The following is an 18,732-nucleotide window of genomic DNA, read 5'->3' as shown; positions in this document are numbered from 1 at the left end:
CCAAACAAATCATGCAAAAAGTTGAATTTAGTGTCCGTATTTTGACTTTTGTCCTAGATAGCATAATTATCGTTGCTCTTTCCATCATGGGCATCAATATTCTAGCGGATGTTAGTCCACTACTATCACAACTGTACTTTCAAGATTACTGGCTCTATTGGTGGATTATCCAACTTGGCGTGGCCCTAGCCTATCATTATACGGCTTTCTCGCTCTGGTCGGCCAGCCCAATGCAACATCTAAAGAACTTAATATTGGTCACTACAAAGGGAAAAAAACCGTCTTTTATTCAGTTTTCTATTCGTTTATTCATCAAGGCGACCGTCGTCAACATTCCGATATATATGTATGTTTATGATCAGGACCTTTTTTTCTTCGCGGGCGCTATCTACTTGGGCATCCTCCTCATTGGTAGCAAAATGATTTATAAACACCCTCGGGGCCAATTACTACACGGCCTAATGAGCAATAGCTATTTTACTTATTTGCCAGAGGAAGAAAGCTAGCTGTTTGTTTTTTGGGGCTGCCCACTCGCTTCGCTCGGGTCGGGCTGTGCCGCAGCTCGCAGGTCTGCTCGGCCCTGCGCCGCCAAAGGCGGCTGGGTCTGGCCCTTCGGGCCACTGCTATCCATCCCTCAGCCGAAGGCGGCCGCCCTGCTTTTGGCCTTTTTGGCCCCTGCTAAATTTCTTTTCCGCTCTATAAACGCTACCCCAATATGGCATTATCTAAAGACTTAAGCGACAGACTACAAAGAAGAACAATTGCCAGCTTTCTGGACCTCATTCTTTGTTTAGTGCTCTCTGTTTATCTCTCTCAGTTATTTTCAGAACAAATATATGAGCTCTATTATCAACAGCTTAGTCTAGACCCTTCTTCAGCAAAGTATACCCAAGCCCTGAATACCAATCGCTTGGGGCAAAAGCTCAACTGGATTCCCTTTTTTACGGCTATTGTTTTTGCCTACCATTGGGCCTTTGAAACCAGCCCCATGAAAGCCACTTTTGGCAAGTTTTTGCTGGGCCTATATTGGAGCTCGCCCAAAAAAAGCTACTGGCTTTGGGTAAAACGAGCTGCTCTTAAGACCTTAATTTTTTGTGGACCATTTGTTTTATTTATTCTTGGAGAACATGTACTTCTGGTTTTCTTTGTCCTCCTCGTCTTTTTGGGCGGCAACTACTTCTATGCACTTCAACAAACCGAAGAAAGCAGCAAAAATGGCCAGCAACTGGCTATTTACGACCGCTTTTTTGATTGTTTTTTACAGCAAAGACCCCAAAAGAAAAAGCAGTAAGGCCAAACCGCAGTGCAAAAATGGCTCATCCATTTTTTCTTTTGGCCTTCTTCTTCGGCAGTTCACTTTATGAGAGCTTTAGCCCTCATTTATAGATCATTGCGAAGCAATACCGCTGTTATATGGCTGCTGGTTTCAACCAGCAGCCACAGCTAGCAGGCGGCAAAGCCGCCGCAGGCCTAGGGGCCTGAAAGGGTGCCGCGCAGCGGCAGACCGAGCTTTTTGAGCAAAGCGAAAAAAGCGAAGGGCCGAGCAGACCTGCGAGCCCAGCAAGGGCCCGGCCGCCGAAGGCGGCAGGCCCCAAAAAAACATAAAAAAGCCCCCAGCTAAAACAGTTGGAGGCTTTCTTCATTTAGTGCGTTAAGACAAAGCGTTTTCGCCAGCTTTCGCCTTGCAAATGCAGCTCTAACAGGTAAAGGCCATTGGGCCAATCGTCTAACTGCAAAGCTTGTAGCTGCTGCCCAGCCGGCCAATTGGTCCGTTTGAGCAACTGTCCAGATAAATTATAAATCCGAAGTTCGCCATCTGATAAAGGGGCCGCCTTGAGCTGTACATTCAGCTGCCCCGAAGAGGGATTGGGGAAAAGCTGCAGCTCTTGATAAACTTGGACCAGGGAAAGCGTTGCCGTGCCGAGCTGGCAAGTTGCGGGATCTACCCCCAGCGGCAAAGCCTGAATAATCGTATCCGAACCGCAGTCGTTGTAGGCATAGAGACGAACCTCATAGCAGCCCGTATCGGGATAAAAATGGAAGGGACTGCCAAAACTAGTAGCCGTGCTATCGCCAAAATACCAAACTTGGCTCGTTTGATTGACCGACAAATTGCTAAAGCTCACCGAAGTGCCGCTGACCGTATAGCTAAAATTGGCCGTGGGCAAACTATCCTGATACAAAATGACCGAATCTTGTCCGCTACAGCCTGTTGGGGCCGTTACCGTCACCTCATAGACCCCAGCCGAACTGGCCAAAACGGTCTGTGTGGTATCGCCAGTAGACCAACTATAGCTATAGCCTTGGTTGCCAAAACCCGCATCGAGCAAACGGTTGTCGCAAATAGGGAGCAGCGAGCCGATATTTACAACAGGCGGACTGGCCAACTGGCTAATAAAGATAGAATCCGAAAGCTGGCAACCAAAATTATCGAGCAAACTGAGGCTATAATTTCCGGGGCTAGGGGGAATAATCTGGCTTGTTGTTTCGCCCGTAGACCAGCTAAAGCTTTGGGCCATATTATCCGTATAATTACTACTAAGTTCATCGGTACAAAGAGGGCCATCTGCGGGTAATTCGAGAGGTTCTGGTAGGTAAAAGAAGATAGAGTCATTAGTTTGGCAGCCATTTCCGGCATCCATACTCAAATAATAAAGGCCTGTTGTATCGGCGATAATACTTGCTGTTGTTTCGCCGGTATTCCAGTGATAAGATTGGGCTTGAGCAAAGCTAGCATCGAGTACTGTGGTATCGCAGCTAAACAAGCTATCGGCTAAAACAGAAGGCAGGCGTACATTTACGCTAAAGCTATCGGTTTGGTTTGCGGCACAGCCCGACATCCCATAGCCAAAATGCCAATCGAAGAAAGGACTATAGCTAAGGCCAGGCAAGCTGGTTCCAGTAAGTGTTGCCAATTGCGCATTAGAGCTAATGGGATAACTTAAGTTTTGTTGGATCAAAAAGTCGCTATTTAGACCCACTAATTCTAAGCGGTACCCATTGCCCGTCGGAATAAAGAAATTGGCGGGTAAAAACACCTTTGTTTGTGCTTGTTGGATAGTAAAGCTCTTTCGGGCTAGCTCCTGACTGCTGCTATCTCGAAGGACCAGCTCCACCGTAGTGGGGGCTGTTGCGGCATAAACCGCCACCGAATCGAGCAGCATCGGCTGCGCCACATCAAAGAGGTTGGGCAACACAAAGGGTTGATATTGGTTAAGGTTTTGTGGGTTGGGGGCCATTTGTTCGCCTAATCGGGTATAGGCCTTTGCTTGATTTTGGATAATAAAGCTTTGGCTACTATCTATATAGGCGGTATATGGAGCCCCTAAGAAGGCCACCGACTGACTATTTTGCCATTGTAGGATTCCATTGTTGGGCGGAGCCAACATATCTAATGTTCTAGAGCTACAGATACTACTATCGCTGGCAAAATAGGGCAATGGGGGTGAAAGCAGCTGCAGGTCAAAGCTTTTTCGGCTTTCGCAAAGGCCCATATTGGTCACGGTAACGCTATAGCTACCGGCTTGGTTAAGATGAACTTGATTGCTTGTATCGCCCATACTCCATTGGTATTGATAATTGGGGTTCGTTGTTGTGGCAGAAAGTGTTAAGTTATTGGCAGATCCACAGATAGCGGTATCAGAAGGCATGCTGATGATTGGTTTTGGGGGCACATTAACTTGAATGGGGATACGGTTAGTGGCACAAGCTAGGCGGCTAATTTCCCATCGGAAGAAGGCGGGGTAAGAAGTTCCTAAAGCTAGAGGGTATCCAGATTGAATAGTTAATGCAGTAGTAGTTAGTGGGTAAGAGAAACTATTTATGGTATAAATACCTTTTCCCCAAATCATCCGGATAGTTAGTCGATAACCATTAGCTTGAGGTACAAACCAGTGGGGGCTGATTATATTTTCTCCTAACTGCAAGTTATAATTTTGGCGATACAAGCTATAGCCAAAACGGTCTAGCAGTACAATTTCGACTTCTGCGCTAGAGTCTGCAAAAACAGAAAACTGGTCAATTAGTAGGGGTTCTTGGGCGTCAAAGAAGAGTCCTCTTTCGGGGTAGAAAGAGTTGCCAATTTCTTCATAAGAGCCATTTAGGGTAGGGAACTCTTGCCATCCATAAAATTGAGAAGAATGCATAAAGTCTACTCCCTCGAGCCAGATGGTTTGACTATCTGCAACGGTTAGGTGCAAGCTATCTCCGTAGCCCAAAATTTGTTGTCCGATAGAATCGGCATACCAAATTTGGGTATAGCCGGTACTGCTTGCAAAAATATCGATTCCAGAGGCACAAACTGTGGTATCATTGGGCAACTGATTAAAGCTAGGGGGGTTGGTTAGATAAATAATCAGGGTATCTTCTGTGGTACAGCTTCCTATTTGTGCTTGGACCCAGACCGTATCACTTTGACTAAGTGTAATTGTTGGGGTCACACTTCCGTCAGACCATAGATAACTAGCATTAGGGTAGCTAAGATCTAGGGTTAGGCTATTTCCGCAGGCTGTAGAGTCTCTTCCCCAGTTGGTGTTAATTGTTGGAAGGACATCTACATTCATCGCTTGTCTTTGGCTAGGGCAGCTCAGTTCGCTCAACTTCCAATTATAAAAATAGTAATACACCTGAGTAAAGGGCACCCCCTCCTGCATTTGAATCGCGCCATAGTCTAAGGGGTAAGCCGTGGGATAATCGGCATAAAGGGCCCCTGTTCCCGCATACTTCTCAAAAAGGATTTGGTAGCCGGTCCCCTGTCTCAAAAATACGTTTATATCAATGGTGAGTGCGCCAAAATGATTGAAGTTATAAAACTGCTCATGAATAGACTGGCCGTTAGGGTCCAAAATTAGTACTCGGCCATTAACTAGACCATTGGCATAAAAATCAACCGTTTCCAAATAAATATCCTCGGCCACATCAAAACGAATTCCTCTACGGTCAGAAGGCAAGATAAAATAATCGCCTTGGGTGGTATTATTATTTTGCGTAAAGCCTACTGTGGTTATCTCTGGAAACTTGGCATAGGCTTCTACAAAAAACTGGCTACTATCGTACAAAGTTGTAGTATAGTTTTGTCCTTGATGCAAAAGCTGACCAGCTTGAGCGGCATCCCACCAAAGGTAAATACCCGAGCTATCTCCATTGGCGGCTAAGGTTAAGTCGCCACCACAAGAAACCGTATCATTCAATTGAAAAGCAACGGTATCTACAATATAGAGCTGCATACTATCTTGATAACTACAACTTCCGATAGCCGCTGACAGTTCTATATTTTGAGATTGCGTGAGCTGAATGCTAGGCGAACTGCTGCCATTACTCCAATTATAGCTGCCCGCAGAAAGGTAGCTCATATCTAAGGTTACTTGTTGCCCACAAACTAAACTATCCTGAGGGAAGTCAAAAGTAGGGGTAGTCAAGGCGTCGATATTTACCGTATCTCGCTCCTCGCAGAAATACTCCCGAAGCTGCCAATTATAAAAGCAGTTGTAAACTGTGGAAAAAGGTGTTCCCCCCAATATTTCTAAATCGGCATACTGCAAACTAGACCAATTTGAATAGGGAAACTCCACAAAGACCTGCCCGCCAGTTCCAACTAGGCGCAACTCTAAATCATTGGCCGCTGGAACCACAAAGTTAAGGGTTTGTAGTAGGGTTCCCGCAGCTGTGGCATTAACTGTGGCTGTAGCCAAAATTTGCTCCGAGGCATCTAGTAGCTGTACGCTACCACTAAAAGGAGCATTAAAATCTATTTCCACAGATTCCAAGTAGAAATCAGTCAAGGCATTAAAACGAAGTCCTCGATAATTCCCCACATTATAATAACCTGCTTGTGTAGTTGTATTTCTTTGTGTTTCGCCTCTAGTGTTCAAGGCATAAGCGCCAAAAGCTTGCAAGTAAAAGCTATCTGTTTGTTGTACCAGCAAAGATAGACTATCTGTAGCGGCTAAAAGCTGCCCGTTAAAGTCTCTCCAAAAACGATGGCTGCCTGCTGATTGAGCCAAAAAGCTTATTTCTTGCCCCACACAAATGCTGCTGTCGTTCAAAGAGCTGCTGGCCCCCAAAGGGGCTACAATATTTACATAGATACTGTCTCGGCTAGCACAAGTGCCAGTGCTATCTACTAAGTCAATGGTATAAGGACCACTATTACTAACCAAAAGCTGTGGTTGTTGGCTGCTATCACTCCAGCTATACATAGTAGGCCCCAGATTGCTTGCATCCAGTAAAACATTGGCTCCACAGCTAATGGTATCTGTCGGGAAATCAACTAAGGGCGTATAAGCTGCATCCCAATGAACCAAAGCCCGCTCTTCACATTTGAAGTCCCGAATTTTCCAGTTATAAAAGCCTGCATAAACAGTCCCATAAGGAGTTCCCGTTACAAATTCTAATTCAGGATACTGTAAACTAGACCAATTACTGTAGGGGTACTCCATATACATTTGCCCACCAGCACCAACTAAACGCAATTCCATCCCATTGCCCGCAGGTACCGTAAAGTTAAGGACCAAGGTATGACTTCCAGCATTAGCCGTGTTAATAGATTGAGTCAGCAGTATTTGCCCAGAAGGCGAACGCAACTGTATCTCCCCTAAGAACCCTCCATTCAGATCTATATCCACTGATTCCAAATAAAAGTCTGTTAGAGCGTTAAATACTATTCCTCGATAATTTCCTAAGTTATAAAAGTTAGCCTGTGAAGTTGTTCCTCGTTGCTCTTCTCCCCGACTCAAGATTTCATAGCCACCAAAACTTTGTGCATAAAGACTATCTGCCCCCCTTACCGTCAGAGCATAGTTGTTGCCAATAGCCAATAGACTATCATCAGCCTGTCTACGCCAAAAGGTAGTATTAGCGGCATTATAAGCTTCTAAGATTAAGGTTTGGCCCAAACAAGCTGTACTATCCGTAAAATTTGTATACAGCCCCTGAGGCTGCAACACCTCCACATAAATACTATCCGTAAAACTACAGCTTCCGCTGCTATCTGTCATACTTAGGCTAACTTGCTGTGTACTCCCTACTAAAATGCTGCTGGTAGTCGCTCCATTGCTCCAGTTGTAAATTGTTGGTCCCGAATTGCTTGCATCCAAGAAAACAGAACTGCCACAACTCAAAGTATCTTCTGGAAAATCTGTACTAGGAGTATACAAACTTCCTAAAGCAACCCCTTGCTGCTCAGGACAAGCAAAACGCTCTATCTGCCAATTATAAAAAGAGCTATAAACCACCGAATAGGGAGTCCCCTCCACCAATTTCAACTCCTCATAATCATGACTTGCCCAATTAGAATAGGGGTATTCCATATAAGACTGCCCACCACTCCCTGTCAAACGCAGCTCTAAGCCATTGGCCTGCGGCACTGAAAAGTTTAAGGGCAAAACAAAAACACCGGGCCCTACCGTCTGCACGGTATAAGTTGCCAACGACTGCCCCGAAGCATCTAGCAAACTAATTTGGCCTGTAAAACTGCCATCAAAGCCCACCTCTACAGATCTCAATACAAAGGACTTTTTGGCATCAAAACGAATCCCTCTATAATTACCCGTTGCATAAAATCCAGACTGTGAAGTAGTTCCTCTTTGCTGCTCGCCTCGGTTATATTGCAAACTACTTGCGTAGGCATTCCAATACAAACTGTCCTCTTGCTGTAGCAGCATAGACAAACTATCTCCCTCTCCCAAAATTCCTCCTAAAGGGCTAGACCAAAACTGATATGCCGCAGAAGGATCTCCCAAAAATAATAAAGAATTCCCAATACAAACTGTGGTATCTGATAAATATGTTGGTCCCGACAAAGGCGTCACGGCCAAGAGCTCAATGCTATCTCGAACAGGACCCGAACCCGCATCCACATCTACCCAATAAATCCCTGGATTACTCACAGTTATCATCTGTCCAGTAGCTCCCGTACTCCACAAATAACTACTGCCCGAATTGCCCGCATCTAAGGTCAAACTACTACCAGGGCAAAGCGGCTGGTCCCCCCCTAAATCAACCTGAGCCTGAAGAGGCAAAAGTAAAATCATAAATAATACAAATAGATTCATCTCTCGCATAAGCTTATGTTTTTTTTCTTTTAGGGGGCTGTCCTGTGCTATAGAATGGGCCTTGGGTTATGTCCTAACTTGCTAGTCTACTCTAGACTGTAAAAGTGCGATAAAGTCCTTTCTAATCTGGCAAATATTGAAGCAAGTTAGATCAATTTCTAAGATAAAGAAATCCCATAAAAGATGTACTCTTCTACAGGATTTATACTAAAAATTTATTGTAAATAAAAAACCTAAAGTGTCCAACGAGCAGGCAAATCCTCCGCCCAATTTGCATATAAATTTTTAAGGTCCAAAATAGGTGCGCCCTCTTTGCTTATAGAACGAAAATAAGCGGCATCTAGCTGCTTGTATTCCTTATGGGCTACGGCCACAATGACAACATCGTAGTCTGTTCCGACCTCATCGGCCAATTCGATGCCGTATTCATGGGCCACTTCATCGGCTGCGGCATAGGGGTCAACCACCTCTACTTGCAAGGCATAATCTTTTAGGGCCGCAATCAAATCCGCCACTTTAGAGTTGCGAATATCGGCTACATTTTCCTTAAAGGTAATGCCCTTCACCAATACCTTGGCCGATTTGGGATGCGTATCGGTCTGCAAAATAAATTGCAAGGCCTTTTTGGCCACATATTCGGCCATATTATCGTTGATGCGGCGGCCACTCAAAATTACTTGGGGGTTATAGTTGAGTTGCTGCGCTTTGTAGGTCAAGTAATAAGGGTCTACCCCAATACAGTGGCCGCCCACTAGGCCCGGATAAAAATTGAGGAAGTTCCATTTGGTCCCTGCGGCTTTCAAGACCTCATAGGTATTGATGTCCATTTTATCAAAAATGATAGAGAGCTCATTCATCAAAGCAATGTTGAGGTCGCGCTGGGTATTTTCAATGACCTTGGCGGCCTCGGCTACCTTGATGCTGCTGGCCCGATGCACCCCGGCCTCAATAATGAGCTCATAGGTTTGGGCAATGTTTTCTAGGGCCTCTTCATCATTTCCAGAAACCACCTTGACAATCTTCTCGATAGTGCGCTCCTTATCTCCGGGGTTAATGCGCTCGGGCGAATAGCCCACTTTAAAATCTAGGCCTGCCTTTAGGCCCGATTCGGCTTCTAGGATAGGGACACAATCTTCTTCGGTGCAACCGGGATAAACCGTAGACTCAAAAACGACATAATCGCCTTTCTTGAGCACTTGGCCCACCGTTTTGGAGGCCGAGAGCAAAGGATGAAGATTGGGGCTGCGATGGCTATCAATAGGCGTAGGCACGGCCACCACATAAAAATGGGCTTGGCGCAAATCCTCTAGCTCATGGCTAAAGACAATATCGGCTCCTTCAAAAGCTTGGGCATCCAACTCCTTAGAGGGATCTTGCTGCTGTTGCATTTGGGCCACTCTTTCGGCATTGATGTCAAAACCAATAACCGATAGTTTTTTGGCAAAGGCCAAGGCGATGGGCAAGCCCACATAACCTAGACCAATAACTGCTAATTTCTTTTCTTGGGCAATAAGTGCTTGATACATTTACTTCTTTTTATGAACTCATGGAAAAAGGGCTGCTGCTTCAGATTTTGGGCCAAATTTTAGCTTTTGGGCAGGCGGCTTGGCCGCCTGCGCTCCGGGCCTTGGCCCGCGCTTTTGGCCTAGCGATGTGCAGGGGGGGCCGAAGGCCAGACCAAGCGGGCGAAGCCCGCGCAGGGCCGAGCGAACAGCGAGCCCCGAAACGTAGCGCCCGCCGAAGGCGGGAGGCCCCAAAATTACTGCATTAAACTTGGTCGCTCACTAATTTCATGGTAGCGAATGACGTCTTTTGCATAATAATGAAAGACCATGCTTTTGCGACTGAGCTCGGCCGAGGCGATGGGGCTGCCCCCATGCAATAAATTGGCATGCCAGATCAGGATGTCCCCCTTTTTGGCCTCAAAATATTCTTTTTTCAGTTGTTTTGCTCTGATTTGGGCCTCAATTTTATCCTCATAGGCTTTGTAGGCATTTTTGCCGAGCCGAAAAGCGCTGCCGCCATGCTCAAAATCGAGCTTAGAGACAAAGGGGAGTTTATGGCTGCCGGGGTAATAAAATAGGGCCCCCTGCGGAATTTTAATATCTTCTAGGGCCACCCAAACGGCAATCAGATGATGCAACGGATGAGTCGTCATGTGGATCAAATCGGAATGCGCCCGCTGCTCGCTACCCTGCAAAAAGTTGATCGATTGGAAGAGCTCTACGGGCCGGCCCAACAAAAAAGAAAGCAGGCGGATGAGCTCTGGTTTTTGGCCCAAGCTGGCTATCAAAGGCGATTTTTTCCAGACAAACATCAATTTATTGCCATAGCGAAAGGCAATTTTTTTCTGGGCCAATAACTGCTCAATTTCCTGATTGACAGCCTCGGCCTCTTGGGCAAAATAGCCTGGAATAATGGCATAGCCCTTTTCGGACCAAGAGCGAATACTATCCTGAATCAGGGGCGAAAAAGCCTGAAAATCGGCATTTTTATCGGCGGCTTGGGCCAAAGAATGTCGGTCCCAAAAAGGGAGGTCATCCTGCGGTAAATCCTTAAAATCGGCATAGGAAATAGGGGCATGCGGCGCCTTTTTGATGCCGTACTTTTTGTATAAGGGGCGCAGGTAGTCCAACTTAGAGCGGTTGAGCATATTACTCAGCTGATAGGTCAGTTTGAAAGAGCGCAAAAAACTATTGAGAGACATCTTTTGGGGAATTTAGCAAAGCGCGATTGCGGAGATCAAAATTGACCAAAATGGCCATGGCAAAAAAGAAAAAGCTACCCACCTTATCCGTTTCAATGAGGTCGTTCATTAGCAAAAAGGCCGAGATAATCACGAGCATCATCATCAGGCCCATAGTGGCTCGCTTTTGTCGAACATCTTGACTTTGATGATAGACTTTTTCGCCTAAAATAAGACCATAAAATAAGAAAAAGATGAAGAACAACATGCCCAAATAGCCCTGCTCCACCAACAACATCAAAAAGTAGTTGTGAATCCCTGAGCGTTCGGGATTATCCGACACATAGGTCTGAAAGCGATTGAGGCTATATTGCTTGTAGTAGGTATAGAAAGTACCTGGGCCAAAACCGACCCAAGGGGCCTCTGTGGACATTCGTGCACCGGCTATCCAACGGTAATAGCGCTCCGAAGTCGATACATCTTCTAGTTTGTAAGTAGCGGCGACAATATCGCCAAATTCTTTATGCGAAATGGTCCGTTCTGAAGGCGCTAGCTCCATAAAATTATTGTCCTTAATGAGGTAGCCAAAAGCCAAAACTACCGCCAAACTCGCCCCTAAAAGTGCCCAACGCATCAATTTGAGCTGGATAATAAAATAGGCTACAACAGAAAGGACCAAAGAAACATAGGCCGCCCGAGTGTAGGCCGTTAGCATACCAAAAAAGAAAAGGCAAAAAGAGGCCCCAATAAAGAGCTGCCCCCAAGACCATTTTTTCAGGTTGCGGCCAAAAAAGTAGAGAATGGGCAAAAAGAAGGTCAGCACCGCCGCATAATTGACATGATTTCGGAAAAACGGGCTGGTTGCTCGGTTAATCTCTTTAAAGCCAAAATCGAGCAAGGCATGATGCGCCACCACCTTAAAGCTAGCAAAAGCCAAGGGAATAATCACCCACCACCACAAATGATGCAGCTGCTTTTCTTTGCGAATCAAATGCCCGGTCATAAAATAAAAACAGCCAATATACCACAGCTTGGCGAGGGTAAACTTTAGCGAAATCGTAAAGCTATCAGAGAGCAAACAGCTAAAGGCCGTCCAGGCAAAATGCAAAAGGAGCAAGAGGCTGAGCGGATGCAGCCAAAAAGCGCCCGAAATCGTTTTGGGCTTGGTCAAAACCAATAAAATATAGAGCAAGAGCACGCCCACAATCAGCGGCTCGGTGGGCAAATCGGTAGCCAAGCTATCACTAAAAAACACCTCTGTAGAAAGCGGCAAAGTGGTAAACAACAAATAGTAAATGACCCGATAATCTACCAAGGCTTGATAGGCCAACAAGACCCCAAAAGGCAGGGCCAAAAAGACCAGTTCCTCCAAGAGTAAACTGGCCAATATAGCGAGCAGACTCAAAGCCGCCAAGGCCCAAAAAAGCTGTTGCTTAATGGGCTGCAAACGCGGATGAATCGTAAAATCTAAGCTAAATTTAGGCATCGAGCACTTCTTTCCAGTCAATTTTTCGGTTGAGTTCTAGGACCAAAACAGCCATCACCCCAATAATTAGGGCCAAAACGCCCGCCCCCAATACAAATAAAGAGCGACGAGGATAAGACTTGATTTTAGGGACCTCCACTTCTTCCAAAACAATAATAGAACTAGCCTGACTAGCCGCCTGCGCCTTAAATTTGGCAAACTCCGAACGAATCTCCCCAATGTCATCGGTTAGGTTTTCTACTTCGTTTTCATAGGCCAAAATTCGCTCCCGCCCCTCATTATAGGCCTTTAGGTTAATGGCCGATTGGATCGTATCCGATTCCTCATTCAATTGCTTGAGCTGCTCGCGATAACCCGCAATCTGCGCCGAAATAACCGCCACCGAGTCTTTGCGCCCTACCGACTTAAAAGCCTGCAGTTTGGCCTCGCCCTCCGCCAATTTAGCCTGCGTTTTCACTAAGGCAGAGGCCAAAAGTTCGCCCTGCCGCTTCACATCATAAATCTTATATCGAGCACGCAAGACATACAAGCTATCCGAAATCCGACGCAGCTCTTCCCGCTTATCTTTCAAGGCCTGCTCATAGGTCCCCAACAACTGCCGCTTGCTCGGCCCTGTCGCCTGCTTGTGTATCGCCTCCAATTTGGCCAAAACTGCCCGAAGCATCTCCGCCGCCTTGGCCGCATCCTGATCCTCCAAACTGATCTCAATCCCCGAAAATTCATTCTTTTTCACCTGATACAATTTCCGAAAACGCTTGGCCACCTTATGCTCCCCCTTAGGCGTGCTCGCATCAATATCATAACGCTCGGCCAACTTAAAACTATCTACCATAAAAGCCACCAAAGGCGAAGAATTGGCAAAAATAATCGAGCGGTCCACCGCATCCTCATCCCCATACAAACCATTGTTCTTCGTCTGAGAACCAAACAGGTCTTTCTCCTCATTAGCCGGCATAATCGTCACCTGCGCCTTATAATAATTCGGGATCATCAAACTAACCACAGCCGTTAAGACCATGGCCGCAATGACAAAAATAATTAGGCCCTTTTTCCAACGCCAAATACTCCCAATGACCTCCAAAAGGCTAAACGCTAACTCCTGCTTTTTGGCCGCTGCCAAGTTGTTTTCTTCCATCATGGATGTTTCTTCTAGTTTTATTGAACGCATTCGCTCTAAGTCCGCAAAGCTAATAAAGAAGTTCTTTAAATACTACTGTCTATAAATTTAGTCCCATTTTATCCGTTTTTTTTGGGGCTGCCCCGCCCTGCGGGCGGGTCGGGCTGTGCCGCAGCTCGCTGCTCGCTCGGCCCTGCGTTTTTTCGCTACGCTCAAAAACTGGGTCTGGCCTACGGCCACTGCTATCCATCCCTCAGCCGGTCGCTGCGCTCCCCAGCGGCGGCTGCGCCGCCTTTCCAACTGGACCAGTAAATTATTCCACAAAAAAACTTTCTCTAGCTAAACTTTTTTTCTAACTTATCTTTCTTGCTTCGAAGCAAGGAAACAGAAATTTGCTAACAAAGAAATATAAATCAATATGAACAAAATACGCTTAGCCATCAATGGCTTTGGCCGCATTGGCCGCCTAGCCTGCCGCCGCCTACTACAAATGCCTGAAATTCAAATTGTAGCTATCAATGATCTGGCCCCAGCCGCTAGCCTAGCCCATCTCTTCCAATATGACTCTAGCCAAGGAACGTATCAAGGAAGCGTTCAGTTGGAAGAGGATCAGCTCCTCATCGATGGACAAAAGATTCAAATTCTAGCCGAACGCGACCCCAAGGCCCTCCCTTGGAAATCCCTAGAGATTGATATGGTCCTAGAGTGTACGGGCATCTTCAGAACCCGTGAGAAAGCCCTACAGCATGTGCAAGCTGGGGCCAAAAAGGTCCTGCTCTCTGCCCCCGCCAAAAGTGAAGGCATTCCCACTATCGTACAAGGGATCAACCAAAATGAAGTCATTAGCAACCAACTGATTTACTCTAATGCCTCTTGTACCACCAACTGCCTGGCTCCTATCCTCAAAATCTTTAATGAAAGCTGGGGGATTGAACATGCCATCATGGAAACGGTTCACGCCTATACCGCCGACCAAAATCTACAGGATGCTCCGCATTCCGACCTCCGCCGTGCCCGTGCCGCTGCCCTCAATATTGTGCCCACCAGCACCGGCGCCGCCAATGCGGTCCAATTGGTTTTGCCCGAGCTAAAAGGAAAAATTTCTGCCGCCGCTATGCGGGTGCCCGTCCCCACTGGCTCACTGATCGACCTGACCATTTTGCCCAAAAATAGCGCTAGCATCGAGGAAATCAATGCCGTCTATAAAGCCGCCGCCCAAGGCGATTTTAAAGGCATTCTGGCCTATAGCGAAGCCCCTCTGGTCTCTTCTGATATTGTTGGCAATCCTCACTCTTGCATCTTTGATGCCCCACTAACTAGCCAACAAGGTCCCCTAGTTCGCCTGGTAGCTTGGTACGATAATGAATCGGGCTATGCCAACCGATTGGCCGAAACGGCTCTCTTTTTAGCCAAAAAATCTTAATATTGTGGCGGCCTTAAGGGCCGCCTTTTTTTTTGACCAAAATCTTTTTGCTTTGAAGCTTAGCGATCTTTCTTTATCCAATAAACGCATTTTAGTTCGCCTAGACCTTAATTGTCCCCTAGATGGCGAGCAAAATATTAGCGACGACTCTAGAATTTTAGCCGCCTTACCCACCATCAAGTATTTGATAAAAGAAGGGGGCCGCCTGATTCTCTGCTCGCATTTGGGCCGACCAGATAAAAAACGCCTGCCCAATGGCGATATCGATCGACAACGTTTTTCTCTGGCTCCTATCGCCCAACGCCTATCCGAACTTTTGGACCAAGCCGTGTTTTTTCAGCAAGATTGTATTGGCCCAGAGGTGCAAGCCGCTGCCGCCAATTTGAAAAATGGCCAAATTCTACTCCTAGAAAATACTCGCTTCTATAAAGAAGAAAAAAAAGGCGATAAAGCCTTTGCCGCAGAATTGGCCGCCCTAGCCGATGTTTATATCAATGATGCCTTTGGTACGGCCCACCGCGCTCATGCCTCTACAGCTGTTGTGGCCGATTTCTTTTTGCCCCAAGCCAAAGCCATCGGCCTGCTGATGCAAAAAGAGGTAGAACAGGCCAATAAGTTATTGCATGAACCCCAACGCCCCTATTTGGCTATCGTTGGCGGCGCCAAGGTATCTGATAAAATTTTGCTGCTCGAAAAATTAGTGGAAAAGGTAGATGTTCTGCTCATTGGTGGCGGTATGGCCTATACCCTACTCAAAGCACAGGGCGCAGAAGTTGGCGCTTCTTTAGTGGAAGATGACAAGCTAGATTTGGCCAAAAACTTTTTAGAAAAAGCGGCCCAAAAAGGTATTCAAGTAGTTCTCCCCGAAGATTCTTATATCGCTAATGAGTTTTCGGCTACTGCAGAAAAAAAATTGGCCAATAATAAAAATATTCCCACTGGCTGGATGGGCCTAGATATTGGACCAAAGGCCCAAGCCGCCTTTATCGCCAAAATTCAACAGGCGGCCTCCATCTTATGGAATGGCCCTATGGGCGTTTTTGAGTTTGCCGCCTTTGCCGAAGGGACCGAAAAGCTCGGCCAAGCGGTGGTAGAGGCAACTCAAAAGGGTGCATTTTCTTTGGTGGGTGGCGGAGATTCTGTGGCCGCACTCAAAAAATTGGGTAAGGCCCATGCGGTTAGCCATCTGTCTACTGGCGGTGGCGCTACCCTAGAGTATTTGCAAGGAAATGAATTGCCTGGCCTCAAAGCCATCGAGCAATAAATTACTTAGGTACAATAATTTAGGCGCAAAGAAAAAGTTTTCTCTTTGCGCCTTTTTTTGCCTTTTTATTTTTTGGGGCCTGCCGCCAAAGGCGGCCGGGCCCTTTATTCCCGTTGGTCATCGAACTGGCGCCCCTTAGGGGCTGGTTGTCAGGGCTCGCAGGTCTGCTCGGCCCTGCGCCAGCAAGCTGGCTGGGTCTGCCGCTACGCGGCACCCTTTCAGGCCCCTAGGCCTGCGGCCCTTCGGGCCTTTTAACTGTAGGTTGAAACCTACAGCCATACAACAATCCCATTCTACATCTATAGTGCGGAGAGGATTAAAATCCTCTACCGCTTTGAACAAGGGTTGTTTTTTCTTGGAGCGAACCTTTTCCATTTTTATAGCAAACAAGGGCTTTAGCCCGCCAGTTTGCTCAGTCTACAACCATGGGCTTCAGCCCATGGCCGCAAAACTACCCAGCCGTTAATAGAATAAAGCACGGACTAAAAAATGTTTATTTATGGAGGGTTTTAACCCTTCATTGAACACAAAAATGCATTCGTTAATTGGCTGTAGGTTTCAACCTACAGGCCCATATAGCAGGCCCGTAGGGCCGCAGGCCTAGCGATGTGCAGGGGTGGCCGAAGGCCAGACCAAGGCGGCAAAGCCGCCGCAGGGCCGAGCGAGCAGCGAGCCCCGAAACGTAGCGCCCGCCGAAGGCGGGAGGCCCCATATTAGATTAAGAAGTTAGCGTATATCGATTTAGGATTATTTAGCCACTCTAAAAACAATTTTCCATCTGCTGTAGCTAGTGGAAATCCTTCTACCGACTGATATAATATCTCATACCAATGTGCTATAAATGAACTTGTGGATATTTTCAAGATAGGCTCCCCATATCTCAATTGTAAAAATACCTCCTCATGTTCAGACAAAGACGATTTTTTCAAACGAGCCTCAATATCGTCTAGATCTAATAGATCCCATTCAAGGCTGTGAGCTGTCTCAAAAGTATCCCAAGCGATATTTCCTAGATAAGAGGTAGCCTGATAATTTTTAATTTGAGCTAAGTGGAAATATTCAATTATTCCCTTTCCTCTAGCCTCCTCCACTAAGCTAAAATCAGCAGCAAAGGGCGCTAATACTGGATTCTCTAATAATTCTTTCATATTTGCATTTTTGTGTGCCTAATCGTTTTGGCTAGCTGCTATGAACAGAAAAAGTTGAAGGACTATTTTGTTGTTTTACCAGTCTTCAAGATTCAGATCTTCACAAATATCAGACTCTAAATAAGAGCTTTTAGCTGAGTTATAAGAGCTGCGTTTTTGGCTATCAGCATCATATTTTATGGTTGTTTGTACGATAGTCTCGCCATAGCCTATAGGGTGACTTGTAATTTGAACTATAGTAAAGTTATCAAACAACATATAATGATCTAACTCATCATAGTGGTATCGTACATCAACAAGTTTGGCCTCTTTTCTTTGTTCATCAAAAGATATATCTACCTCTCTAAATAGAGACAGGTCAAATTCTTTTCTATCCTTACGAGAGAAAGTCCCCCCATCAAAAAAGATTACCGTCTGGCTATTTTCTCTCAGTATAAGTAATTCTATATCTGAAAATCGTAGATCATCGTAGCCTATATGATCTTTAGCGCTTCTACAATACACTTTATCCATAGTCTTAAATTATTACCTATTAAAAATTAATACAATTAGACGCTCACAATAAAAAAGGCTACTGCTCCTCAGTAGCCTTTCACTTTACTCCATTCGGACCAATTTAGGATAAAATCGGCCTAAAACATTTACTAAATCGGTTTGTGCGGCGATGACCAAAGAGGATAAGCAACTACCCTAAATCTTAACCTTAAAATATTCGTCTTTCATTACTGCATAGCCTATATCTTCCACAAAGTCATGCCCTTTTAGGAAAATACAGTCTTCTATGATAATATCACTATCAAGCAAAGTTTCTTCAAAATTAACCTCTCCTAAAAAAACGCAGTTACGAATAATTATAGGTTCACTGTTATGGCCACCATCCATCAATCTGAAACCTCCTATGACAGAGTTAATAATAGTAAGCCCTCCATATAAATGGGCTGCATATAGATCTAGTGTTGAAATCATAGAATCTTTTATCACTATTCGTTTTTGATATTGTGCGAGAGCACTGTAAATTCCACGACATACACATTGTTCTATTAAAATTTCTTCTTTATAAATCCCATCTCTTGTTCCATCTTCCTTTTCATCACTAAAAGATAAACCTATAGAATTAACATACCCTTTAGCTATCTTCATTTCACTTGTTTTATGTTTAAATAGTAAGTCATTCAGCAATCAATACCTACTAGGGAGAGGCCCCTATAACTTAACTTTAAAATATTCTGGTCTACTTACCCCCTTAGGGTACTCGATATCCTGTATAAAGTTGTGTCCTTTTAAGAAAATACAACCTTCTATAATAACATCATTATAGAATCTGACCCCCTTAAGGTGTACCTCTTCTGTAAAAATACAATTACGAATAATAATTGGCTTATAGTTATAGCCACCATCCATCATTCTAAAATACCCAATAACAGAATTGCTGATCGTAAGCCCTCCTGATAATTCGGCTCCGAATAAATCCAACTTTGAAATAACAGAATCTTTTATCTCTATTCGTTTTTCATATCCTGTACTAGTCCCTTCGACTGTATGACAAATAGATTGTCT

Annotated in this window: 12 protein-coding genes; 4 read left to right on the top strand and 8 right to left on the bottom strand. The window is 45.4% G+C overall.

Annotated elements, in window-relative coordinates; genetic code table 11:
• The first annotated feature begins 11 nt into the window (after positions 1-11).
• On the top strand, positions 12-506 hold the full coding sequence (locus tag OP864_RS15850) for an RDD family protein (protein WP_270099127.1): 495 nt from the start codon (positions 12-14) through the stop codon (positions 504-506).
• 209 nt (positions 507-715) lie between these two features.
• Entirely contained in the window at positions 716-1,291 is a 576-nt protein-coding gene (locus tag OP864_RS15845; protein ID WP_270099126.1) for an RDD family protein, read from the top strand.
• A gap of 352 nt (positions 1,292-1,643) precedes the next feature.
• Here the strand turns inward: OP864_RS15845 and OP864_RS15840 are convergent, their stop codons facing one another.
• The 5 genes from OP864_RS15840 to OP864_RS15820 form a co-directional block, all read right to left on the bottom strand.
• On the bottom strand, positions 1,644-8,060 hold the full coding sequence (locus OP864_RS15840) for a T9SS type A sorting domain-containing protein (protein WP_270099125.1): 6,417 nt from the start codon (positions 8,058-8,060) through the stop codon (positions 1,644-1,646).
• A gap of 224 nt (positions 8,061-8,284) precedes the next feature.
• Positions 8,285-9,577 carry a nucleotide sugar dehydrogenase gene (locus OP864_RS15835; protein ID WP_270099124.1) on the bottom strand — a complete coding sequence of 431 codons (1,293 nt, stop codon included), beginning with the start codon at positions 9,575-9,577 and terminating at the stop codon, positions 8,285-8,287.
• A gap of 233 nt (positions 9,578-9,810) precedes the next feature.
• Entirely contained in the window at positions 9,811-10,758 is a 948-nt protein-coding gene (locus tag OP864_RS15830) for a phytanoyl-CoA dioxygenase family protein (RefSeq protein ID WP_270099123.1), read from the bottom strand.
• Positions 10,745-12,223, bottom strand: coding sequence for an O-antigen ligase family protein (locus OP864_RS15825; RefSeq protein WP_270099122.1), 1,479 nt, complete (start codon positions 12,221-12,223; stop codon positions 10,745-10,747). The genes OP864_RS15830 and OP864_RS15825 overlap by 14 nt, the downstream gene beginning before the upstream one ends.
• Positions 12,216-13,391, bottom strand: coding sequence for a Wzz/FepE/Etk N-terminal domain-containing protein (locus tag OP864_RS15820; RefSeq protein ID WP_270099121.1), 1,176 nt, complete (start codon positions 13,389-13,391; stop codon positions 12,216-12,218). The genes OP864_RS15825 and OP864_RS15820 overlap by 8 nt, the downstream gene beginning before the upstream one ends.
• 367 nt (positions 13,392-13,758) lie before the next feature.
• On the opposite strand from OP864_RS15820, the gene gap reads away from it, so the two are divergent.
• Both gap and OP864_RS15810 read left to right on the top strand, forming a co-directional pair.
• On the top strand, positions 13,759-14,763 hold the full coding sequence (gene gap / locus OP864_RS15815; RefSeq protein WP_270099120.1) for a type I glyceraldehyde-3-phosphate dehydrogenase: 1,005 nt from the start codon (positions 13,759-13,761) through the stop codon (positions 14,761-14,763).
• 52 nt (positions 14,764-14,815) lie between these two features.
• Positions 14,816-16,027 carry a phosphoglycerate kinase gene (locus tag OP864_RS15810; protein ID WP_270099119.1) on the top strand — a complete coding sequence of 404 codons (1,212 nt, stop codon included), beginning with the start codon at positions 14,816-14,818 and terminating at the stop codon, positions 16,025-16,027.
• Positions 16,028-16,740: 713 nt separating this feature from the next.
• On the opposite strand, the gene OP864_RS15805 is transcribed toward OP864_RS15810, so the two are convergent.
• The 3 genes from OP864_RS15805 to OP864_RS15795 all read right to left on the bottom strand — a co-directional run bounded on the left by OP864_RS15805 (position 16,741) and on the right by OP864_RS15795 (position 18,315).
• Positions 16,741-17,175 (bottom strand): hypothetical protein, encoded by a 435-nt coding sequence (locus tag OP864_RS15805; RefSeq protein WP_270099118.1) that lies wholly within the window; start codon positions 17,173-17,175, stop codon positions 16,741-16,743.
• A 75-nt stretch (positions 17,176-17,250) separates the two neighbouring features.
• Entirely contained in the window at positions 17,251-17,688 is a 438-nt protein-coding gene (locus OP864_RS15800) for a hypothetical protein (protein ID WP_270099117.1), read from the bottom strand.
• 177 nt (positions 17,689-17,865) lie between these two features.
• Positions 17,866-18,315 (bottom strand): hypothetical protein, encoded by a 450-nt coding sequence (locus OP864_RS15795; protein WP_270099116.1) that lies wholly within the window; start codon positions 18,313-18,315, stop codon positions 17,866-17,868.
• Positions 18,316-18,732: the final 417 nt, after the last annotated feature.

It is taken from the genome of Saprospira grandis (genome assembly GCF_027594745.1).
GTDB classification, from domain to species: Bacteria; Bacteroidota; Bacteroidia; order Chitinophagales; family Saprospiraceae; genus Saprospira; species Saprospira grandis.
Note: the sequence above shows the minus strand (reverse complement) of the source record. Positions and strands in the feature narration are given on the sequence as shown.